This is a genomic window from Streptomyces sp. NPDC014676, assembly GCF_043084105.1.
Taxonomy (GTDB): Bacteria; Actinomycetota; Actinomycetes; order Streptomycetales; family Streptomycetaceae; genus Streptomyces.
Genome location: NZ_JBIBZI010000011.1, coordinates 251,010 through 271,554 on the forward strand (window position 1 = coordinate 251,010; position 20,545 = coordinate 271,554).

Genomic DNA, 20,545 nt, shown 5'->3' on the forward strand with positions numbered 1-20,545 from the left:
CAGAGCCGATGACGGCGGGAGCGGCGACACGTGATCCGCTCCCGCCGTTCACCCGTAGGTCAGCGGCGAGTCGGAGACCTGCCCTCAGGTAGGTCCTGACCGCAGATCTCCGCACCTCCAGACTTCGAGAAAGATTCACAGACTCATGGCGAACTACACCGCCGCCGACGTCAAGAAGCTCCGGGAGCTCACCGGCGCCGGCATGATGGACTGCAAGAAGGCGCTGGACGAGGCCGAGGGCAACGTCGAGAAGGCCGTCGAGGCGCTCCGCATCAAGGGCCAGAAGGGCGTCGCCAAGCGCGAGGGCCGCTCCGCCGAGAACGGCGCCGTGGTCTCGATCATCGCCGACGACAACTCCTCCGGCGTCCTCGTCGAGCTGAAGTGCGAGACGGACTTCGTCGCCAAGGGCGACAAGTTCCAGGCCGTGGCCACCGCCATCGCCGAGCACGTCGTCAAGACCTCCCCGGCCGACATCGAGGCCCTGCTCGCCTCCGAGATCGAGGCCGGCAAGACCGTCCAGGCGTTCGTGGACGAGGCCAACGCCAACCTGGGCGAGAAGATCGTCCTGGACCGCTTCGCCCAGTTCGCCGACGGTTACGTGACGGCGTACATGCACCGCACGATGCCCGACCTGCCCCCGCAGATCGGTGTGCTCGTCGAGTTCGACAAGCCGAACGCCGAGATCGCCAAGGGCGTCGCCCAGCACATCGCCGCCTTCGCGCCGAAGTACCTCTCCAAGGAGGACGTGCCGGCCGAGGTCGTCGAGTCCGAGCGCCGCGTCGCCGAGGAGACCACCCGCGCCGAGGGCAAGCCCGAGGCCGCCCTGCCGAAGATCGTCGAGGGTCGCCTCAACGGCTTCTTCAAGGACGCCACGCTGCTCGGCCAGCCCTACGCGCTGGACAACAAGAAGTCCGTCCAGAAGGTCCTGGACGAGGCCGGTGTCACCCTGAAGCGCTTCACGCGCATCAAGGTCGGCATCTGAGTCCGTACCGCGACGGGCGCGCGACCCCGATAGGGTCGACAGCAGTCGTTCGGACACGCGTCCACGCGACGGCGCGTGCCGGACGACAGCAGATCTGACGAGGAGGCCATTGCCGCATGGGATGCGAACCACACCCCACCGGCAATGGCCTTCTTCGTATGTGCAACACGTGAAAGAGGCGGGAACCGACGATGACCACCAAGGCTGAGAAGAGCGATGACGGCAAAGTGAGCGGCCGGTTTCTGCTGAAGCTGTCCGGAGAGGCCTTCTCCGGTGGCGGGGGGCTGGGCGTCGACCCCGACGTGGTGCACGCCATCGCGCGTGAGATCGCGGCCGTCGTGCGGGACGGCGCGCAGATCGCGATCGTCATCGGCGGCGGCAACTTCTTCCGCGGCGCCGAACTCCAGGTGCGCGGCATGGACCGCGCCCGCTCCGACTACATGGGCATGCTCGGCACCGTGATGAACTGCCTCGCCCTCCAGGACTTCCTGGAGAAGGAGGGCGTCGACTGCCGCGTGCAGACCGCCATCACCATGGGCCAGGTCGCCGAGCCCTACATCCCGCTGCGCGCCGTACGGCACCTGGAAAAGGGCCGTGTGGTCATCTTCGGCGCCGGAATGGGCATGCCGTACTTCTCCACCGACACCACCGCCGCCCAGCGCGCTCTGGAGATCGACGCCGAGGCGCTGCTCATGGGCAAGAACGGTGTGGACGGCGTCTACGACTCCGACCCGAAGACCAACCCGGACGCCGTGAAGTTCGACGCGCTCGGTTACGGCGAGGTCATCACCCGGGACCTGAAGGTCGCCGACGCCACGGCCGTCACGCTCTGCCGTGACAACAGCCTCCCGATCGTCGTCTTCGAACTCCTGAAGGAGGGCAATATCGCCCGCGCCGTCAAGGGTGAGAAGATCGGCACGCTGGTGGGCGACCAAGCCGGCCACAACTGACCGGGGGATGGACAATGTCCTGCCGGTCGGGAACCGTGCAGGATGAAGACGCGACGCAGCCGGCCGCAACCCCTGACCAGGAACCGCGGCCGGGCCTACTCAAGACACGCAGGAGCAAGTGGTGATCGAAGAGACCCTCCTCGAGGCCGAGGAGAAGATGGAGAAGGCCGTCGTGGTCGCCAAGGAGGACTTCGCCGCGATCCGCACCGGCCGTGCGCACCCGGCGATGTTCAACAAGATCGTGGCCGACTACTACGGCGCGCTGACGCCGATCAACCAGCTGGCCTCGTTCTCCGTGCCCGAGCCGCGCATGGCCGTGGTGACCCCGTTCGACAAGAGCGCCCTGCGCAACATCGAGCAGGCGATCCGCGACTCCGACCTGGGCGTCAACCCGAGCAACGACGGCAACATCATCCGTGTGACGTTCCCCGAGCTCACCGAGGAACGCCGCCGTGACTACATCAAGGTCGCCAAGACCAAGGGCGAGGACGCGAAGGTCTCCATCCGTTCCGTCCGCCGCAAGGCCAAGGACGCCATCGACAAGATGGTCAAGGACGGCGAGGTCGGCGAGGACGAGGGCCGCCGTGCGGAGAAGGAGCTCGACGACACCACCGCGAAGTACGTCGCCCAGGTGGACGAGCTCCTGAAGCACAAGGAAGCGGAGCTGCTCGAGGTCTGATGAACGACTCTTCCTGGGGGACGCCGCAGACCGGGTACTGGGGGCCGTCCGACCACGGGCCCGGCCAGGGGGCTGCCCCGGCGGGTCCCGCGTACGATGCGCACTACGCGCAGCACACTCGCCCCATGCCCGTCGTGCCCGACGTACCCGAACACGGCGGAGACCAGGATGTGGAACGGGGGGCCGCTCGGCTGAGCGGCCCCCCGTTCCGAGACGAACCGACGCGGGCCCGACCCCTTCCCGGGGAGGTGCCGCAGAATCCGGAGCCCATGCCCGACGCCCCGCAGCCGGCACCCGCACCGCAGAAGAAGAGCGCGGGGCGCGATCTCGGTGCCGCGATAGGCGTCGGCGTCGGACTCGGCGTGGTGATCGTCGCGTCGCTGTTCGTCGTCAAGGCCGTCTTCGTCGGCGTGGTCGCCGTCGCCGTGGTGGTGGGCCTGTGGGAGCTGACGTCGCGGCTGCGGGAGCGCAAGGGCATCAAGGCGCCCCTGATACCGCTCGCACTGGGCGGTGCGGCCATGGTCGTCGCCGGGTACGCCCGGGGGGCCGAGGGCGCGTGGGTCGCCATGGCGCTCACCGCGCTGGCGGTGCTGGTCTGGCGTATGACGGCGCCGCCCGAGGGCTACCTCAAGGACGTCACGGCGGGTGTCTTCGCGACGTTCTACGTGCCGTTCCTGGCGACCTTCGTCACGATGATGCTCACCGCCGAGGACGGCCCGTGGCGCGTCCTGACCTTCCTGCTGCTGACGGTCGTCAGCGACACCGGCGCGTACGCGGTCGGCTGGCGCTTCGGGAAGACGAAGCTCGCCCCGCGCATCAGCCCCGGCAAGACCCGAGAGGGCCTGCTGGGCGCGGTGACCTTCGCGATGGTCGTCGGCGCGCTGTGCATGCAGTACCTGATCGACGACGGCGTGTGGTGGCAGGGCCTGCTGCTCGGCCTCGCGGTCGCGGCCAGCGCCACCCTGGGTGACCTGGGCGAGTCCATGATCAAGCGCGACCTGGGCATCAAGGACATGGGCACCCTGCTCCCGGGCCATGGCGGCATCATGGACCGGCTGGACTCCCTGCTTCCCACGGCGCCGGTGGTGTGGCTGCTGCTGGTGTTGTTCGTCGGCTCCAGCTGATCCCTGTCCACGTGGCCGGACCGGGCCCCCGTCCTTCCCGGGCGGGGGCCCGGCCGCTGTCCGGGTCGGTTAGGGTCCCTCCGTGGCGCAGGCGAGGCGGGGGGACGACGGCAGGTACCACGGTGACCTGCCCTGCCGATGGTGAGAGGCGCTCCTCGACCAGAAGGGCCGCCGCAGGCCGCGCCGCTACTGCGGCCCATGGCACCGTACGAAGGCCTACGTGAACAACGTCTTCGTCCTGTTCTTCGGCCTCTCCTGAGCCCGACCGGGTCACCCGTGCGGATCTGCGACACTGGTAACGCCATGCCTAAGCCCGGAGAACTTACTTTCGTCGCCCCCCGCGGAGCCAAGAAGCCGCCGCGGCACCTCGCCGACCTCACGCCCGCCGAGCGCAAGGAGGCGGTCGTCGCGGCCGGTGAGAAGCCGTTCCGCGCCAAGCAGCTCTCGCAGCACTACTTCGCGCGGTACGCGCACGACCCGGAGCAGTGGACCGACATCCCCGCCGGCTCGCGCGGCAAGCTGCGGGAGGCGCTGCTTCCGGAGCTGATGACGGTCGTGCGGCATCTGTCGACCGACCAGGGCACCACCCGCAAGACGCTGTGGAAGCTGTTCGACGGGACGCTCGTCGAGTCCGTGCTGATGCGCTACCCGGACCGGGTGACCATGTGCATCAGCTCCCAGGCGGGCTGCGGCATGAACTGCCCGTTCTGCGCGACCGGGCAGGCCGGTCTCGACCGGAACCTGTCCACCGCCGAGATCGTGCACCAGATCGTGGACGGGATGCGGGCGCTCAGGGACGGCGAGGTGCCCGGCGGCCCGGCGCGGCTGAGCAACATCGTGTTCATGGGCATGGGCGAGCCGCTCGCCAACTACAACCGGGTCGTCGGGGCCATCCGCCGCCTCACCGACCCCGAGCCGGACGGCCTCGGGCTGTCGCAGCGCGGGATCACCGTGTCCACCGTCGGTCTCGTCCCGGCGATCCACCGGTTCACCGGCGAGGGCTTCAAATGCCGGCTCGCCATCTCGCTGCACGCCCCCGACGACGAACTGCGCGACACCCTCGTCCCCGTGAACACGCGGTGGAAGGTGCGCGAGGTCCTCGACGCCGGGTTCGAGTACGCGGCCACGTCGGGCCGGCGGCTGTCCATCGAGTACGCCCTCATCCGGGACATCAACGACCAGGCCTGGCGCGGTGACCGGCTCGGACGGATGCTCAAGGGCCGCCCCGTGCACGTCAACCTCATCCCGCTCAACCCCACCCCCGGCTCCAAGTGGACCGCCTCCCGTCCCGAGGACGAGAAGGCGTTCGTGGAGGCGATCGCCGCGCACGGTGTACCGGTGACGATCCGGGACACCCGTGGGCAGGAGATCGACGGGGCGTGTGGTCAGCTCGCCGCGAGCGAACGGTAATGTGACCCGAGTAAGAACATCTGCATATTCCGACAGGGGAGCGCCACAGCGCTGAGAGTGCGGCACCGGCCGCAGACCCTCCGAACCTGGCCCAGGTCATTCTGGGTAGGGAGATCGGTCATCACTCGAGCTGTTGCGCCCTGCCCGGGACCCCTGCCCAGGGGTCCCGGGCAGGGCCGCGTCTCTTCCTGGTCACTCCAGGAGGAATCAAGTGGGCATCACCAAGAAGGTCACGGTCCTGGCCGTCGGGCTGGGGCTGGTCACGCTGTCCGCGTGCGGGTCGTCCGGCGGCGACGACGCGAGCGGCGGGGGCGGGTCCAGGACCGTGACCCTCGTCAGCCACAACTCGTGGGCCGTGTCGAAGGACGTCGTCGCCGCCTTCGAGAAGCAGTCCGGATACAAGCTCAAGGTCCTCGAGGACGGCGACGCCGGGCAGGCCGTGAACAAGGCGATCCTGACCAAGGACAACCCCCAGGGCGACGTCTTCTTCGGCGTCGACAACACCCTGCTCTCCCGCGCCCTCGACAACGGGCTGTTCCAGCCGTACGAGGCCGAGGGCTCGGACAAGGTTCTGCCGGAATACCGCGTGGACCAGGACAAGCACCGGGTCACCCCCGTCGACACCGGCGACGTCTGCGTCAACTACGACAAGGCGTGGTTCGACGAGCACGACCTGACCCCGCCGAAGACCCTCGACGACCTGGTCGAGCCCGCCTACAAGGACCTCCTCGTCGTCGAGAACGCCGCCACCTCCTCGCCCGGCCTCGGCTTCCTGCTCGGGACGGCCGCAGAGTACGGCGATGACGGCTGGGAGGACTACTGGAAGAAGCTCAAGGCCAACGGCGTGAAGGTGGTCGACGGCTGGGAGCAGGCCTACAACGAGGAGTTCTCCGGCTCGGCCGGCGGAAAGAAGGCCAAGGCCGACCGGCCGCTGGTGGTGTCGTACGCCTCCTCGCCGCCCGCCGAGGTGATCTACGCCGACCCGAAGCCGGAGACCGCGCCCACCGGTGTCGCCGAGGGCACCTGCTTCCGTCAGGTCGAGTACGCGGGGCTGCTGAGCAACGCGAGGAACCCCGAGGGCGGCAAGGCGCTGCTCGACTTCCTGATCGGCAAGCCGTTCCAGGACGACATGCCGCTCAACATGTTCGTGTACCCGGTGCGGGAGGGCGCCCGGGTGCCCGAGGAGTTCGTGAAGTCCGGGCCGCAGGCGAAGGACCCGCAGACCATGGACCCGGCGAAGATCGCCGCCCACCGTGACCAGTGGGTCAAGTCGTGGACCTCGCTCGTACTGAAGTGACGCGGACCGCGGCGCGCCGGCGCGGGAGCGCGGCGCGGCTCGGCCTGATGGCCGCGCCCGTCGCGTTCTTCGCCGTCTTCTTCGCCTATCCCGTCACCGCGATCGTCGCGCGCGGACTGAAGACCGACGGGACCTGGCAGCTCGGGCGGATCGGGGACGTACTGGCGCAGTCCGACGTCCGTCAGGTCCTGTGGTTCACCACCTGGCAGGCCCTCGTCTCCACCGCCCTCACCCTGCTGATCGCCCTGCCCGGCGCCTATGTCCTCGCCCGCTTCGACTTCCCCGGCAGGCAGGTGCTGCGGGCCGTGATCACCGTGCCGTTCGTGCTGCCGACGGTCGTCGTCGGTACGGCGTTCATGGCGCTCGTCGGACGCGGCGGACTCCTCGACGAGCTGTGGGGCGTGCGCCTGGACACCACCGTGTGGGCGATCCTGCTCGCGCACGTCTTCTTCAACTACGCCGTCGTCATACGCACCGTGGGCGGGCTCTGGTCCCAGCTCGACCCGCGGCAGGAGGAGGCCGCGCGGATGCTCGGCGCCTCCCGGTTCGCGGCCTGGCGGACCGTCACCCTGCCCGCGCTCGCGCCCGCCGTGGCCGCGGCGGCGCTGATGGTCTTCCTGTTCACCTTCACCTCCTTCGGCGTGGTGCAGATCCTCGGCGGACCCACCTTCTCCACCCTCGAAGTGGAGATCTACCGGCAGACCTCCGAGATCTTCGACCTGTCCACGGCCGCCGTCCTGACGATGGTCCAGTTCGTCGCCGTGGGCGCGATCCTCGCCCTGCACGCCTGGACCGTACGGCGCCGGGAGACCGCGCTGCGGCTGGTGGACGCCTCGGTGACCGCACGCCGGCCGCGCGGCGCCGGACAGTGGGCGCTGCTGGGCTCGGTCGTCGCCACCGTCGCCGTACTGCTTCTGCTGCCGCTCGCGGTGCTGGTGGAACGGTCCTTCGGCGACGCGGGTCTCGCCTACTACCGGACGCTCACCGAGGACGACGGGGGAGTGTTCCTCGTCGCGCCGATCGAGGCGGTCGGCAACTCGCTCCAGTACGCCGTCGCCGCCACCGCCATCGCCGTGGTGATCGGCGGTCTTGCCGCCGCGGCGCTGACCCGGCGGGACGCGGGACGGCTGGTGCGCGGCTTCGACGCGCTGCTGATGCTGCCGCTCGGGGTGTCCGCGGTGACCGTCGGCTTCGGTTTCCTCATCGCCCTCGACGAGCCGCCGCTGGACCTGCGCGCCTCCTGGATCCTGGTCCCGCTCGCACAGGCGCTGGTCGGCGTCCCCTTCGTCGTACGGACCATGCTGCCGGTGCTGCGGGCCGTGGACGTACGGCTGCGGGAGGCGGCGGCGGTGCTCGGGGCGTCGCCGTGGCGGGCGTGGCGTGAGGTGGACCTGCCGCTGGTGCGGCGGGCGCTGCTGATCGCGGCCGGGTTCGCGTTCGCGGTGTCGCTGGGCGAGTTCGGGGCGACGGTGTTCATCGCGCGGCCGGAGAATCCGACGCTGCCGGTCGCCGTGGCGCGGCTGCTGGGGCGGCCCGGGGACCTCAACTACGGCCAGGCGATGGCCCTGTCGACGATTCTGATGATCGTGTGCGCGGTGGCGCTGCTCGTCCTTGAGCGGCTGCGGACCGACCGGACCGGGGAGTTCTAGATGCTGCTGAGCCTTCAGGCCGCGACCGTCCGCTTCGGGGGGCGGCCGGTGCTGGACGCCGTCGACCTGGGGGTCGCGGAGCACGAGATCGTGTGCGTGCTCGGTCCCAGCGGCAGCGGCAAGTCCACGCTGCTGCGGGCGGTGGCCGGACTGCAGCCCCTCGACTCCGGGCGGGTGTCGCTCGACGGACGCGACCAGTCGGGCGTGCCCGCGCACAGGCGCGGCGTCGGGCTGATGTTCCAGGACCACCAGCTCTTCCCGCAGCGGGACGTGGGCGGCAATGTCGCCTTCGGCCTGCGCATGCACGGCGCGTCGCGGAGCGAACAGGCGGACCGCGTACGGGAGTTGCTGGACCTCGTGGGCCTGCCGGACGCGGCCGGACGCGCCGTCGCCGCGCTGTCCGGCGGCGAACAGCAGCGCGTCGCGCTCGCCCGCGCCCTCGCGCCCAGCCCCCGGCTGCTGATGCTCGACGAGCCGCTCGGGCAGCTCGACCGGTCGCTCAGGGAACGGCTGGTCGTCGAACTGCGCGAGCTGTTCGGCCGGTTGGGCACCACGGTGCTCGCCGTGACGCACGACCAGGGCGAGGCGTTCGCGCTGGCCGACCGGGTGGTGGTGATGCGGGACGGCCGGATCGCCCAGTCCGGTACGCCGCTCGAGGTGTGGCGGCGTCCGGCCGACGCGTTCGTGGCCCGCTTCCTCGGCTTCGAGAACGTCGTCGAGGCGACGGTGGGCGACGCTGTCGCGGTGACCCCCTGGGGCAAGCTCCCCGTGCCGGAAGGCGCCCCGCAGGGTGCGCGGACGCTGCTCGTCCGCCCCGCCGGTGTCCGCCTGGTCCCGGCCGGTGAGGGTCTGCGCTGCACGGTGGTCGCACGCACCTTCCGCGGCACGCACGTCGCCGTCCACCTCCAGCCCGAGGACGCGCCCCGCCTGGAGGCGGCCTGCGCGCTCAGGACCGCGCCGGAGGTCGGGGACGAGGTCGGGGTGGAGTTCGACGCGGCGGAAACCGCCGTGCTGGGATGAGCGCGGCTGCCTGGGGAGTGCGGCATGGCACCACGCACGCATGACCGTTCCTGCGAGGAGATCGCGCACCGGGTGGGACGGTCGTGACGTCCGGCACCGTGTCCCCCGCCCGGCTGGTCCCTGGAGCAGTTCGTACGGCATACCGGCGGCGCCCTGCGCCGGGTGGACGTCATGGTGCGGACGGGGGCCGAGGGCGACGTCCCCGAGGACCGGGTACCGGGGTTCGACGGGCCCGGGACGTGGGGCGATCCCGCCGCGCCGGACGCCGGGCCGGAGCGGGCGGCGTCCGGCTGGGCGGCCGGTGACGGAAGCGGCCCGCCCCCGGGAGGGGACGGGCCGCCACTGTGTGCGTGAGGCGTCAGCGCTGGCTGTTCGCCCCGCGGCGGCGCATACCGAAGAAGACCGCGCCACCGCCGGCCACGACCAGGGCGGCCGCGATGCCGGCGATCAGACCGGTGTTGGAGTCGGCACCGGTCTCGGCGAGGTTCGACTCGCCGGCGGGGGAGGGCGCGTTGCTCGCGGTGTCCGCCGGAGCGGTGCTCTCGCTCTCCGACTCCGACGGGGTCGGCTCGGGCTCCTCGGCCGGGGTGGAGGAGGACTCCGACGGGGTCGGCTTCGGCTCCTCCTCGGCCGGGGGCTTCTCCTCCGTCTTGCAGGCCGTCGCCGGGGTGACCAGGTTCGGCTTGATGTCCTCGTCGACGTAGGGCTTCGCGTCGACGTGGACGCGGTACTCGGCGTTCGGCTTCCAGTCCTCCTCGAAGGTGATGGTGGTGCCCTCACGGGTGCCCTTGACCACCTGCTCGCCGACCTGCTTGTCCTGCAGGAACACGGTGATGGTGGCGGGAACGCCGGCCGGGTCCTTGTCGGTGACGGTGATGACGCCCTTGTCACCGACGCACTTGGCCTCGGCCGAGAACTCGCTGATGTTGCAGGCCGCCGCGCTGCCGGCGACACCGATCGCGAGGGCGGCGGACGCGGAGACGACACCGAGGGCGCGCACGGAGCGCGTGACGGTACGGCGGGATACGGACAGAACTGCCACGTTTGTCCTTACGAGAGAGCGTAAATGCGGGGGGTTGGAGGAGTGTTGATGGAGCATCAGCACTCCCATGCGGCTCCCAGGTTTATAAGCGCCGCATAAGTAGTGTCAACGCATATGCCTACAGCGGGACCGGGCTTTGCCTTCTTATTAACCGCCCAGACGTTTCAAGGCCTCCGGGGCCTCCTCGATCCGGTCGACCAGGGCGATCCGGGCCTCCATCGAGCGCTCCCGGGCGAGCGACCGCAGCAGCGGCCAGGCCGGCAGCCTCTCCGTCCAGTGCGCCCGGTTCACCAGCACCATGGGCGTGGGCTCACCGCGCGACCCGTAGTAGTTCGGCGTCGCGTTGTCGAAGATCTCCTGTACGGTCCCGGCGGCGCCCGGCAGGAACACCACGCCCGCGTCGCAGCGGGCCAGCAGTCCGTCCTCGCGGGTGGCGTTGGCGAAGTACTTCGCGATGTGCGAGGCGAAGGCGTTCGGCGGCTCGTGGCCGTAGAACCAGGTGGGGATGCCGATCGAGTGGTTGCCCTCCGGCCAGCGGATGCGCACCTCGAAGGCGGCGCGCGCCCAGTCGGTGATCGACGGCGTGAACGAGGGCGCGGAGGAGAGGAGTTCGCAGGCCTCGTCCAGCATGGCGTCGTCGTACGGGGCCGCGTAGGCGCCGAGGTTCGCCGCCTCCATCGCGCCCGGACCACCGCCCGTCGCCACCGTGAAACCGGCGTGGGCCAGCGCCCGTCCGAGCCGGGCGGCGCCCCGGAACTCCTCGGTGCCGCGGGCCATCGCGTGACCGCCCATCACGCCCACGACCCGCGCCCCGCGCAGGAGTTCGTCCAGGGCGTCGGACATGGAGTCGTCGTGGACCGCGCGCAGCATGGAGGCGAAGATGTCGCCGTCCGCCCTGGTCCGCTGGAACCAGGCGTAGGCCAGCGCGTCCGGGGTCGCCTCGTAGCCCTTGTCGAGCGAGGCGAACAGGTCACCGGGCGTGTAGAGATGCCCCCGGTACGGGTCGAAGGGCAGGCCCGGGACGGGCGGGAGCACCAGGGCGCCGTCGGCGCGGAGCTTCTCCGCCGCGTCGGGGCGCATCGGGCAGCCGAGGAAGACGGCCCCGGCGGTGTCGTTGGTGAGCAACTCCCGTGTCCGGTCGGTCAGATCGACGGACTGGACACGGAATCCGGAGAGCGTGCCGCGGGACGAGACGATCGCGTCGAACTCCTCGAGCGTCTCTATCTCGCGGTCCCCGTGATGGACGGCATGGGCGGGACTCGTCTGCACCCGCCCATGCTAGGGGGTGTCGTCCGGGGCCCGGGCCGGCCACCGACGACAACGCCGCTCGGGGTCCTTCGGGAGGGTGCTGCCGGGGCCCGCGCCCCCGGCGGGACCCGAACGGCGCCCCCTGGGCCCGCGGGTGCGTCAGCCCTGCACCGCGGCCGGGTCCATCCAGATGACCTCCCAGGTGTGGCCGTCGAGGTCGTCGAAGGCACGGCCGTACATGAAGCCGTGATCCTGGGTCTCGCCGGTGACCGAGCCGCCCGCCGCGACGGCCTTCTCCACCAGCTCGTCGACCTTCTCGCGGCTCTCCGCGCTCAGCCCCAGCAGCACCTCGCTGCTCTTCGTGGCGTCCACGATCTCCTTCTCGGTGAACCCCGCGTACTTCTGCTTGGTCAGCAGCATCGCGATGATCGTGTCACTGATCACGACCGACGCGGCGGTCTCGTCGCTGAACTGCGGGTTGATCGAGTAGCCGAGCTCCGTGAAGAACTTCTTCGAGGCGTCGAGGTCGTCGACGGCCAGGTTCACGAAGATCATCTGCTGGTACATGGCGGGGCCTTTCCCGTTCGGTTCCGTAGCGTTCGGGGGGTAGACCGGGGGCCCGCGCGGAACTCATCGGCCCGCGAAGATTTTTCCGGACCGGTTCGCGGACGGTTCTCAGCGGGCCAGCGGCCACGCCGACAGCTCGGCCACGACCAGGGTCAACGGCCCGAACAGGGCCAGCAGCGCACCCGCGCGGAGCGCGGCGGCCCGGCGCAGCGTCCCCGTGGCCGCCCCGAGGCGCCGCAGCGCGGCGGTGGTGCCGGCGCGGGCCTGCTTGGCCTCGACGGCGGCCGTCAGCAGCGTCGCCGTCGTACAGCCGGCCACCACCAGCACCCCGAGCACGACGAGCGGGCCGGCGGGGGCGTCCTCGCGGTCGTGCAGCGAGGCCATGGCGTACGCGGCCGACAGCACCGCGCAGACCACGCCCAGGGGGCGTCCGACGCGGGTGGCCTCGGTCATGAGGACCCGTCCGGCCAGCAGTCGCAGCGCGCCGGGCCGTACCGTCTGCAGCAGCCTGCCGCACAGATGGGTGAGGCCGGGACCGGCCAGGGCGAGACCGACGGCGGTCAGGGCCAGACCGAGCAGCGCGGAGGGCCGGTCACCCGGCGCGCCCCCGCCGCCCGTACGGCTCGCGAAGGCCTCCACGGCCAGGCCCACCGCCAGCACCGCGATGCCCCACGGCAGCCCGGACGGCGGGGTGAGCGGCACGGCGGGCCCGGTGTCGGCGGGCTCGGTGCCGGCGGCCGTCCCGGGGGCCTCCTCCGCCGTGTCCTCCCGCTCCGGCGCCGCCGCGGCCGTACGCCGGCCGCGGGCCGCCGCCCCCAGATGCTTGCCGAACCGTCCGTACGCCCCGAACGACTCGCGTACCGCCGTGCGCCGGTACGCGCCGAACCTGCCGTACGTCCGCCCCGCGCGGGCCGCGCCCGCCGCCGGCTCGCGCGGCCGCAGCGCCACCGCCACGGCCGCCGACGCGCTCAGCGGCACGAGCGCCAGCAGGGTCAGGGCGGCCGGCAGCGGAAGCGGCCGGCCGGTGGCGAGGTAGTCTGCCGCGGCGCCGTCGGAGGGCACGGCGGTGAGGTCGCCGCGCAGGTGGAGGAAGACCAGCAGGGCCAGCAGCGAGCCCAGCGCGCAGGACAGCGCCGTGGTGGCCGCGGAGACCGCCATGAGCCGGGCGGGACCGAGGCCGATCGCCGACAGGCCGGGCCGGGGACGGGTGCCCGGATCGGTGCGGGCGACCGCGATCGCGAAGTACACCGTGGCCGCCAGCGGGACCGCGCACCAGGCGAGCCGGAGCGCCGAGGAGGCCGGGTCGGGGTGGCCCAGCGCGTGGCCGAGGGTGCTGAGCAGCAGGAAGCCCGTGCCCGCGGACGCGGCCGCGACCAGGAGCCGGCGCAACTGGACGGCGGTGTGGGCGCTTCGGGTCAGACGGAGAGCGAGCACGCCGCCCGGCCTTCCGTCTCGGCCGCCCCGGCGACCGGCGGCAGATGTACGGTGCGCACCCGCCGCCCGTCGAGCAGTGACACGGTGCGGTCGGCGAGGGCCGCGGTCTGCGCGTCCTGGGTCGCGAGGACCACGGTGATGCCGTGCGAGCGGGCGGCGGTGGTGAGCGTGCGCAGCACGTGGCCGCGGTCGACGCGGTACAGCGGGGCGGTCGGCTCGTCGGCGAACAGCACCGAGGGCGCCGGGGCGAGGGCGCGGGCGATGCACACCCGCTGCCGCTCCGCCTGCGTCAGCTCCCCGGGGTGCCTGCGGGCCTTGTCGCCGATGTCGAGGCGCTCCAGCCACTCCAGGGCCGCCGTCCTGGCGCGGCGCCGGTCGGTGCCGCGCAGCATCAGCGGCAGGGCGGCGTTCTCCCGGACGTTCAGCTCGGGCACCAGCACCGGTTCCGGGTCGATCCAGCCGAAGCGGTCACGGCGCAGCCGCTCACGGGCGACGGGGCTCATGGTGTGCACGGGCACGCTGTTGAACCAGACCTCGCCGCTCTTCGCGGGCAGCAGGCCGGACAGACAGCGCAGCAGGGTCGTCTTCCCGCTGCCGCGCGGGCCGCCGACGGCGAGGATCTCGCCCTCCCGGACGCCGAGCGAGACCCCGCTCAGTCCGGGTGAGCCGTCGTCGTACCGATAGTGCAGGGCTCGCGCCCAGAGCACGTCGTTGTCCGGTGGGGCCACCATGGCGTACACCTCGGTTCGGATCGGAAATGCTGTGCGCTCTTCGGGTAAGTCCCCCGTCCGGGGGAACGAAGGCAGGGCCGATCGGTCACTGGGCACGCTAGGCAGGCCACGGCGGGAGGCCGGACAGCACGCGGCCCCGGACGCCCGTTTCTCACTCGAACGGGCGGCACCGGGGCTGGTGTTGATCATCCAGAAGGAAGATCGGGAACTCCAACGGCCTACAGCTTGGTCCAGGCCTCCGAGAGGGTCGCGCGCAGGATCTGCTCGATCTCGTCGAAGGTCTCCTGGTTCGAGATCAGCGGCGGGGCGAGCTGGACGACCGGGTCGCCGCGGTCGTCGGCCCGGCAGTACAGGCCGTTCTCGAAGAGCTTCTTCGACAGGAAGCCGTACAGCACGCGCTCGGTCTCGTCGGCGTCGAAGGACTCCTTGGTGTTCTTGTCCTTGACCAGCTCGATGCCGTAGAAGAAGCCGTTGCCGCGGACGTCGCCGACGATCGGCAGGTCGTACAGCTTCTCCAGGGTGGCGCGGAAGGCGCCCTCGTGGTCGAGCACGTGCTGGTTGAGGCCCTCGCGCTCGAACAGGTCGAGGTTGGCGACGCCGACCGCCGCGGAGACCGGGTGGCCGCCGAAAGTGTAGCCGTGCAGGAAGGTGTTGTCGCCCTTGTAGAACGGCTCGGCGAGCCGGTCGGAGACGATGCACGCGCCGATGGGGGAGTAGCCCGAGGTCATGCCCTTGGCGCAGGTGATCATGTCCGGCACGTAGCCGAACTTGTCGCAGGCGAAAGTCGTGCCGAGCCGGCCGAAGGCGCAGATGACCTCGTCGGAGACGAGCAGCACGTCGTACTGGTCGCAGATCTCGCGCACCCGCTGGAAGTAGCCGGGCGGGGGCGGGAAGCAGCCGCCCGCGTTCTGCACCGGCTCCAGGAAGACCGCGGCCACCGTGTCCGGGCCCTCGAAGAGGATCTGCTGCTCGATCTGGTCGGCGGCCCAGCGGCCGAACGCCTCCGGGTCGTCGCCGTGGATCGGCGCCCGGTAGATGTTGGTGTTGGGCACCTTGTGCGCGCCCGGCACCAGCGGCTCGAAGGGGGCCTTCAGGGCCGGCAGTCCGGTGATGGACAGGGCGCCCTGCGGGGTGCCGTGGTAGGCCACCGCACGGGATATGACCTTGTACTTGGTCGGCTTGCCGACGAGCTTGAAGTACTGCTTGGCGAGCTTCCAGGCGGTCTCCACCGCCTCACCGCCGCCGGTGGTGAAGAAGACCTTGTTGAGGTCGCCCGGCGCCTCGTGCGCGAGCCGCTCGGCCAGCTCCACGGCCTTGGGGTGGGCGTAGGACCACACGGGGAAGAAGGCCAGCTCCTGGGCCTGCTTGGAGGCGGTCTCCGCGAGCTCCTGACGGCCGTGGCCCGCCTGCACCACGAACAGGCCGGCGAGGCCGTCGAGGTAGCGCTTGCCCCGGTCGTCGTAGATGTGGGTGCCCTCGCCCCGGACGATGGTGGGGACGGGGGAGTTCTCGTACGAGGACATGCGGGTGAAGTGCATCCACAGGTGGTCGTACGCGGACTTGCTGAGGTCCTGGGGGCGGTCGGTGCTCACGATTATCGGGTTCCCCACATGTAGGTCTGCTTCTTGAGCTTGAGGTAGACGAAACTCTCGGTGGAGCGCACTCCGGGAACGGCCCGGATGCGTCGGTTGATGACCTCCAGAAGGTGGTCGTCGTCCTCACAGACGATCTCGACCATGAGGTCGAAGGAGCCCGCGGTCATCACCACGTACTCGCACTCGTCCATGGCGGTCAGCGCGTCGGCCACGGACTCCACGTCACCCTCGACGTTGACCCCGACCATCGCCTGGCGGCGGAAGCCCACGGTGAGCGGGTCCGTGACGGCGACGATCTGCATCACGCCCTGATCGAGCAGCTTCTGGACGCGCTGGCGCACGGCCGCCTCCGACAGGCCCACGGCCTTGCCGATGGCGGCGTACGGCCGACGGCCGTCCTCCTGGAGCTGCTCGATGATGGCGAGGGAGACGGCGTCCAGCTGGGGACCGCCGCCGTTCTTGGACTCGCGGGAGTCCCTCGGGTCTGCGCTTCGACTGGCCACGGTGCCACTGTGCACGACGTATCGACAGTTTCGCAAGGCTCGATCGATGAAATTCGTTGTCTACGACGTCTCAGCTTGCGGATTTCGCAGGAGTGGAGCGGGTGGGGGTGTTGAAAACGGCAGCCCTCGGTTTAGGGTGGGTGTCTCAGAGGTTGGACACCGGTCATTTCTCGACGCACCGGACACCTCGGACACCCACGAGGAACACCAGGAGGCCCTGCAGTGAGCACCGAGCTGCGTCGTCTGCGCAACTACATCGGCGGTGAGTTCCGGGACGCCGCCGACGGACGGACCACCGAGGTGGTCAACCCCGCGACGGGCGAGGCGTACGCGACCGCTCCGCTGTCCGGGCAGGCGGATGTGGACGCCGCGATGGCGGCCGCCGCCGAGGCGTTCCCCGGCTGGCGCGACACCACCCCGGCCGAGCGCCAGAAGGCCCTGCTGAAGATCGCGGACGCCTTCGAGGAGCGCGCCGAGGAACTCATCGCGGCCGAGGTGGAGAACACGGGCAAGCCCACCGGGCTGACCCGCACCGAGGAGATCCCGCCGATGGTGGACCAGATCCGCTTCTTCGCGGGCGCGGCGCGGATGCTGGAGGGCAAGGGAGCCGGCGAGTACATGGAGGGGCTGACCTCCTTCGTGCGCCGTGAGCCGATCGGCGTCTGCGCGCAGGTCGCCCCCTGGAACTACCCGATGATGATGGCCGTGTGGAAGTTCGCCCCGGCGATCGCCGCGGGCAACACGGTCGTCCTGAAGCCCTCGGACACCACCCCGGCCTCCACGGTCCTGATCGCCGAGATCCTCGGCTCGATCCTGCCCAAGGGCGTCTTCAACGTCGTCTGCGGCGACCGCGACACCGGCCGCCTCATGGTCGAGCACCCCACCCCGGCGATGGCGTCCATCACCGGTTCGGTGCGCGCGGGCATGTCGGTCGCCGAGTCCGCGTCCAAGGACCTCAAGCGGGTCCACCTGGAGCTGGGCGGCAAGGCCCCGGTCGTCGTCTTCGAGGACACCGACATCGCCAAGGCCGTCGAGGACATTTCCGTCGCGGGCTTCTTCAACGCCGGCCAGGACTGCACGGCCGCCACGCGCGTGCTCGTCCACGAGTCCATCCACGACGAGTTCGTCTCCGCGCTCGCCCAGGCCGCCGCCGACACGAAGACCGGTATGCCGGACGACGAGGACGTCCTCTTCGGCCCGCTCAACAACCCCAACCAGCTCAAGCAGGTCGAGGGCTTCATCGAGCGGCTGCCGGCGCACGCGCGCGTGGTCGCCGGTGGCAAGCGCGTCGGCGACAAGGGCTTCTTCTACGCCCCGACCGTCGTCTCCGGCCTCAACCAGGACGACGAGATCGTCCAGAAGGAGGTCTTCGGCCCGGTCATCACCGTCCAGCGCTTCACCGACGAGGACCAGGCCGTCGAGTACGCCAACGGCGTCGAGTACGCGCTGGCCTCCTCGGTGTGGACCAAGGACCACTCCCGCGCGATGCGGATGTCCAAGAGGCTCGACTTCGGCTGCGTGTGGATCAACACCCACATCCCGCTGGTCGCGGAGATGCCGCACGGCGGCTTCAAGAAGTCCGGCTACGGCAAGGACCTCTCGGCGTACGGCTTCGACGACTACACGCGCGTCAAGCACGTGATGACGTCCCTCGACGGATAGGCGCCGAAGCCTCGGCCCCGGACGGTGAACCACCGTCCGGGGCCGACGTGTCTCCCAGGGTGAACCCTGTTTTTGAACATGTTCAACTCTCGGCGTACGCTGCTGCCATGAGCGACAGAGCCGCCCTGCTCAAGGGCATTCGCGCCTGGCTGGTCTTCTTCGTCGTCTGCCTGGTGCTCAGCGGCGCCACGGCCTTCCCGCTGGTGCACGAACTGCGCTGGACCGAGGACCTGCTCCGGTCCCTGTCGGCGCCGGAGCACCTCCCCGCCCTCATGGACTGGATCGAGCGCGTACGCCAGGGGCTCGACACCGCCGACGCCGAGTACCCCTTCCTCCTCTACGGCACCGACTGGCTCGCCTTCGCGCACCTCGTGATCGCCGTCGCCTTCTACGGCCCCTACCGCGACCCCGTCCGCAACATCTGGGTCGTCGAGTTCGGCATGATCGCCTGTGCCGGCATCATCCCGCTCGCCCTGGTCTGCGGCCCGGTCCGCGGCATCCCCTTCTGGTGGAGCGTCATCGACATGGCGTTCGGGGTGTTCGGCGTGATCCCGCTGTACGTCGTACGCCGGAGGATCAAGCGGCTGGAGGCGCTCACACCGAACCCGGCACCCGCCCTCGCTACTTGAGGGCGGCCTCCCGGATCCGGTCGGCGACCGGGTTCGACGTCGTGTCCTTCGCGTCGGTGTCGGAGAGCGAGTACACGAGGGTGCGGCTCAGGTCCTCGGTCGCGGCGATCGCCGTGCTGTAGCCGGGGCGGGTGCCGCTCTTGAGCCAGTAGACCGTGCCCTGGTGCTCCCAGCGGGTCAGGCCCGCGCTGTAGGCGGCGCCCTCGATGCCCGCCGGGACCGTGAACATCTCCCGCAACTGCGGTTCGGGCACGATCCGTCCGCCGAAGAGGGCCGTGACGAGCCGCTCCAGGTCGGCGGTGGTCGAGATCATGTCCCCGGCCGCCCAGCGGTCGGCCACGTTCCACTCGGTGACGTCGACCAGCCGGGTCGTCCCGTCCGGCTGGGAGACCGCCTGATAGCCGTGGTGGTGCGGTCCGCGGATGCGGGGGTCGGTGCCGGGGAAGTACGTGTGCCGCATCCCGGCGGGACGCAGTACGAGCCGGGTGGCCGCGCAGGCGTACGACCGCCCGGTCACCTTCTCGATCAGCAGGCCGAGGATCGTGTAGTTGATGTTGAGGTACTGCTGCTCGTCACCGGCGGTGAACGCCGGTCCCTTCGCGACCGCCGACTTCACGACCTGCCGCGGGGTGAGCGTGTCGTAGCGGTGCGCGTACTGCTCCTCGAAGGTGTCCCCCCAACTGGCGCCCGGCTGGATGCCGCTGGTGTGGTTCAGCAGGTTCCGTACGGTGACGGGCTTCTCGAACTCGGGGCCGAGCAGACCGGGGAGGTAGCGCTCGATCGACGCGTCGAGGTCGACCTCGCCCTCGGCCGCGAGCCGGAGGACGGCGGCGGCCGTCACCACCTTGGTCGTCGAACCGGCCCTGAACCGCGCGTCCGGGTCGGCCGCCCGGCCGCTCGCCAGGTCCCGCACCCCCGAACTGCCCTGCCAGGAACCCTCGGTGCCGCCCAGCCGGACGAGCGCGGCGGTCGCGTCTTTGTCGGGCAGCCCCTCGATCGCCTCGCACAACGCCTGGTGGGACGGCGCGGTACCGCACACGGGCGCCCGCGGGGCGGGAGAGGCGAACGCGGGCGCGGCGAGCGGACCCGCGCCCAGGGCGAGGACGAGGGAGGCGGCGAGAAGAGTGGTACGGCGGCGGGCGTGCATCGGCTGCTCCTCGGGGGAGTTCGGCGGAAGGACGTGATCATCCTCCGGCCGTGCGGGCCGCCTTGGGATCGTCGTCAGGGAGGGCGCCCGCCCTGGCGCGCCCCCGACCAACTCCCCTGGGTGTGCAGGGGAGTTGTCAGGGGTCACCCCTAGGGTGCCTGCCGCTTCGGCCGGTCCCCGGCCGCACGCAGTGCGCACAGCACGTCGACGCGGTTGGTGGTGATCGAGTCGACGCCCAGGGCCAGCAGGCGGCGCATGGAGCGACGGGTGTCCGGGGTCCAGACGGAGAGCAGGTAACCGGCGCGGTGGACACGGTCCGCGAGCACGCGGTCGACCAGGCCGAAGCGGTAGTTCAGCCAGCGCGGCCGGATCGCCTCCAGCAGACCGGCGCGGGCCGGTGCCAGCGTCGTACGTGTGAGCGCGATCTCGGCGGACGGGTCCGCCGCCCGTACGGCGAGCATGGCGGGGGCACCGGCGCAGTAGTAGACGCGGTCCTGGGCTCCCCGCTCGCGCACGGCGTCCACGATCCGGCGTACCGCGCGGACGTCCGGCGTGCCGGGCAGGTCGATCATCACCCGGCCGCCGTCCGTCGCCGCCAGCGCGTCGGAGAGCATGGGCACCCCGTCGTCCGTGACCCCGCGCACCTCCTCCCACGACAGCGACGACAGCGGACGGTCGTGTCCCCAGAGCCGCTTCAGCGTGCCGTCGTGCAGCAGCACCGGGACGCCGTCCCGGGTGAGGCGTACGTCGATCTCCACCGCGTCCGCGCCCCGGTGGAGCGCGGACCGCAGCGAGGCGAGGGTGTTCTCGCGGACGCGGTAGGGGTCGCCGCGGTGGGCCACGGCGGTCACGTTCTGCATGGCGGCCCTTCGCGGG

Annotated in this window: 19 protein-coding genes, 1 pseudogene and 1 riboswitch; of the genes and pseudogenes, 11 read left to right on the forward strand and 9 right to left on the reverse strand. The window is 71.0% G+C overall.

The window, feature by feature from the left end:
- Positions 1-145: 145 nt before the first annotated feature.
- From tsf to ACF1DX_RS28270, 9 genes and pseudogenes are all read left to right on the forward strand, one after another.
- Entirely contained in the window at positions 146-982 is an 837-nt protein-coding gene (gene tsf / locus ACF1DX_RS28230) for a translation elongation factor Ts (protein WP_217128878.1), read from the forward strand.
- 191 nt (positions 983-1,173) lie between these two features.
- Positions 1,174-1,932: a UMP kinase gene (pyrH, locus tag ACF1DX_RS28235; RefSeq protein WP_391793937.1), complete on the forward strand. Its 759-nt coding sequence runs from the start codon at positions 1,174-1,176 to the stop codon at positions 1,930-1,932.
- Between the two features lie 121 nt (positions 1,933-2,053).
- Positions 2,054-2,611, forward strand: a complete 558-nt coding sequence (gene frr / locus ACF1DX_RS28240) for a ribosome recycling factor (protein WP_030866079.1) — start codon at positions 2,054-2,056, stop codon at positions 2,609-2,611.
- Entirely contained in the window at positions 2,611-3,735 is a 1,125-nt protein-coding gene (locus ACF1DX_RS28245) for a phosphatidate cytidylyltransferase (protein ID WP_391793939.1), read from the forward strand. The genes frr and ACF1DX_RS28245 overlap by 1 nt, the downstream gene beginning before the upstream one ends.
- Positions 3,736-4,038: 303 nt before the next feature.
- Positions 4,039-5,145, forward strand: a complete 1,107-nt coding sequence (gene rlmN, locus ACF1DX_RS28250; RefSeq protein ID WP_391793940.1) for a 23S rRNA (adenine(2503)-C(2))-methyltransferase RlmN — start codon at positions 4,039-4,041, stop codon at positions 5,143-5,145.
- Between the two features lie 24 nt (positions 5,146-5,169).
- Positions 5,170-5,275, forward strand: a riboswitch (TPP riboswitch).
- A gap of 81 nt (positions 5,276-5,356) precedes the next feature.
- Positions 5,357-6,442: a thiamine ABC transporter substrate binding subunit gene (locus ACF1DX_RS28255; protein ID WP_391793941.1), complete on the forward strand. Its 1,086-nt coding sequence runs from the start codon at positions 5,357-5,359 to the stop codon at positions 6,440-6,442.
- A gap of 47 nt (positions 6,443-6,489) precedes the next feature.
- The gene (locus ACF1DX_RS28260) at positions 6,490-8,091 is read left to right on the forward strand and encodes an ABC transporter permease (protein ID WP_391793985.1); all 1,602 of its coding nucleotides are present in this window, start codon (positions 6,490-6,492) and stop codon (positions 8,089-8,091) included.
- Complete coding sequence (locus ACF1DX_RS28265) at positions 8,092-9,111, forward strand: ABC transporter ATP-binding protein (RefSeq protein WP_391793942.1); 1,020 nt, start codon at positions 8,092-8,094, stop codon at positions 9,109-9,111.
- A 105-nt stretch (positions 9,112-9,216) separates the two neighbouring features.
- Positions 9,217-9,465: pseudogene (locus tag ACF1DX_RS28270) on the forward strand (hypothetical protein); the annotation flags it as partial.
- A gap of 4 nt (positions 9,466-9,469) precedes the next feature.
- Here ACF1DX_RS28270 and ACF1DX_RS28275 read toward each other — a convergent pair.
- The 7 genes from ACF1DX_RS28275 to ACF1DX_RS28305 all read right to left on the reverse strand — a co-directional run bounded on the left by ACF1DX_RS28275 (position 9,470) and on the right by ACF1DX_RS28305 (position 16,246).
- Positions 9,470-10,153, reverse strand: a complete 684-nt coding sequence (locus ACF1DX_RS28275) for an LAETG motif-containing sortase-dependent surface protein (RefSeq protein ID WP_391793943.1) — start codon at positions 10,151-10,153, stop codon at positions 9,470-9,472.
- Positions 10,154-10,300: 147 nt separating this feature from the next.
- Positions 10,301-11,422, reverse strand: a complete 1,122-nt coding sequence (locus tag ACF1DX_RS28280) for an LOG family protein (protein WP_391793944.1) — start codon at positions 11,420-11,422, stop codon at positions 10,301-10,303.
- Positions 11,423-11,560: 138 nt separating this feature from the next.
- Positions 11,561-11,968 (reverse strand): VOC family protein, encoded by a 408-nt coding sequence (locus ACF1DX_RS28285; RefSeq protein ID WP_391793945.1) that lies wholly within the window; start codon positions 11,966-11,968, stop codon positions 11,561-11,563.
- Between the two features lie 108 nt (positions 11,969-12,076).
- On the reverse strand, positions 12,077-13,402 hold the full coding sequence (locus ACF1DX_RS28290; RefSeq protein ID WP_391793946.1) for a hypothetical protein: 1,326 nt from the start codon (positions 13,400-13,402) through the stop codon (positions 12,077-12,079).
- Positions 13,384-14,133 carry an ABC transporter ATP-binding protein gene (locus tag ACF1DX_RS28295; RefSeq protein WP_391793947.1) on the reverse strand — a complete coding sequence of 250 codons (750 nt, stop codon included), beginning with the start codon at positions 14,131-14,133 and terminating at the stop codon, positions 13,384-13,386. The genes ACF1DX_RS28290 and ACF1DX_RS28295 overlap by 19 nt, the downstream gene beginning before the upstream one ends.
- Positions 14,134-14,351: 218 nt before the next feature.
- A complete protein-coding gene (locus ACF1DX_RS28300; RefSeq protein ID WP_391793948.1) occupies positions 14,352-15,725 on the reverse strand; it encodes an aspartate aminotransferase family protein in 1,374 nt (457 codons plus the stop codon).
- Between the two features lie 2 nt (positions 15,726-15,727).
- The gene (locus tag ACF1DX_RS28305) at positions 15,728-16,246 is read right to left on the reverse strand and encodes an Lrp/AsnC family transcriptional regulator (RefSeq protein WP_030866046.1); all 519 of its coding nucleotides are present in this window, start codon (positions 16,244-16,246) and stop codon (positions 15,728-15,730) included.
- A gap of 207 nt (positions 16,247-16,453) precedes the next feature.
- On the opposite strand from ACF1DX_RS28305, the gene ACF1DX_RS28310 reads away from it, so the two are divergent.
- The gene (locus tag ACF1DX_RS28310; protein WP_391793949.1) at positions 16,454-17,893 is read left to right on the forward strand and encodes a gamma-aminobutyraldehyde dehydrogenase; all 1,440 of its coding nucleotides are present in this window, start codon (positions 16,454-16,456) and stop codon (positions 17,891-17,893) included.
- A gap of 107 nt (positions 17,894-18,000) precedes the next feature.
- On the forward strand, positions 18,001-18,522 hold the full coding sequence (locus ACF1DX_RS28315) for a hypothetical protein (RefSeq protein ID WP_391793950.1): 522 nt from the start codon (positions 18,001-18,003) through the stop codon (positions 18,520-18,522).
- Here the strand turns inward: ACF1DX_RS28315 and ACF1DX_RS28320 are convergent.
- Positions 18,515-19,669: a serine hydrolase domain-containing protein gene (locus tag ACF1DX_RS28320; RefSeq protein WP_391793951.1), complete on the reverse strand. Its 1,155-nt coding sequence runs from the start codon at positions 19,667-19,669 to the stop codon at positions 18,515-18,517. The two genes, ACF1DX_RS28315 and ACF1DX_RS28320, sit on opposite strands and share 8 nt — an antisense overlap.
- Before the next feature lie 149 nt (positions 19,670-19,818).
- Positions 19,819-20,529, reverse strand: a complete 711-nt coding sequence (locus tag ACF1DX_RS28325) for a glycerophosphodiester phosphodiesterase (RefSeq protein ID WP_391793952.1) — start codon at positions 20,527-20,529, stop codon at positions 19,819-19,821.
- Positions 20,530-20,545 lie beyond the last annotated feature (16 nt).

What these genes read in the sequence shown, in the direction of transcription:
- ACF1DX_RS28325 (WP_391793952.1), bottom strand. Translation starts at nt 20,529, where the DNA reads ATGCAGAACGTGACCGCCGTGGCCCACCGCGGCGACCCCTACCGCGTC.
- ACF1DX_RS28295 (WP_391793947.1), bottom strand. Translation starts at nt 14,133, where the DNA reads ATGGTGGCCCCACCGGACAACGACGTGCTCTGGGCGCGAGCCCTGCAC.
- ACF1DX_RS28265 (WP_391793942.1), top strand. Translation starts at nt 8,092, where the DNA reads ATGCTGCTGAGCCTTCAGGCCGCGACCGTCCGCTTCGGGGGGCGGCCG.
- rlmN (WP_391793940.1), top strand. Translation starts at nt 4,039, where the DNA reads ATGCCTAAGCCCGGAGAACTTACTTTCGTCGCCCCCCGCGGAGCCAAG.
- ACF1DX_RS28285 (WP_391793945.1), bottom strand. Translation starts at nt 11,968, where the DNA reads ATGTACCAGCAGATGATCTTCGTGAACCTGGCCGTCGACGACCTCGAC.
- ACF1DX_RS28320 (WP_391793951.1), bottom strand. Translation starts at nt 19,669, where the DNA reads ATGCACGCCCGCCGCCGTACCACTCTTCTCGCCGCCTCCCTCGTCCTC.
- pyrH (WP_391793937.1), top strand. Translation starts at nt 1,174, where the DNA reads ATGACCACCAAGGCTGAGAAGAGCGATGACGGCAAAGTGAGCGGCCGG.
- tsf (WP_217128878.1), top strand. Translation starts at nt 146, where the DNA reads ATGGCGAACTACACCGCCGCCGACGTCAAGAAGCTCCGGGAGCTCACC.
- ACF1DX_RS28260 (WP_391793985.1), top strand. Translation starts at nt 6,490, where the DNA reads ATGGCCGCGCCCGTCGCGTTCTTCGCCGTCTTCTTCGCCTATCCCGTC.
- ACF1DX_RS28245 (WP_391793939.1), top strand. Translation starts at nt 2,611, where the DNA reads ATGAACGACTCTTCCTGGGGGACGCCGCAGACCGGGTACTGGGGGCCG.
- ACF1DX_RS28315 (WP_391793950.1), top strand. Translation starts at nt 18,001, where the DNA reads ATGAGCGACAGAGCCGCCCTGCTCAAGGGCATTCGCGCCTGGCTGGTC.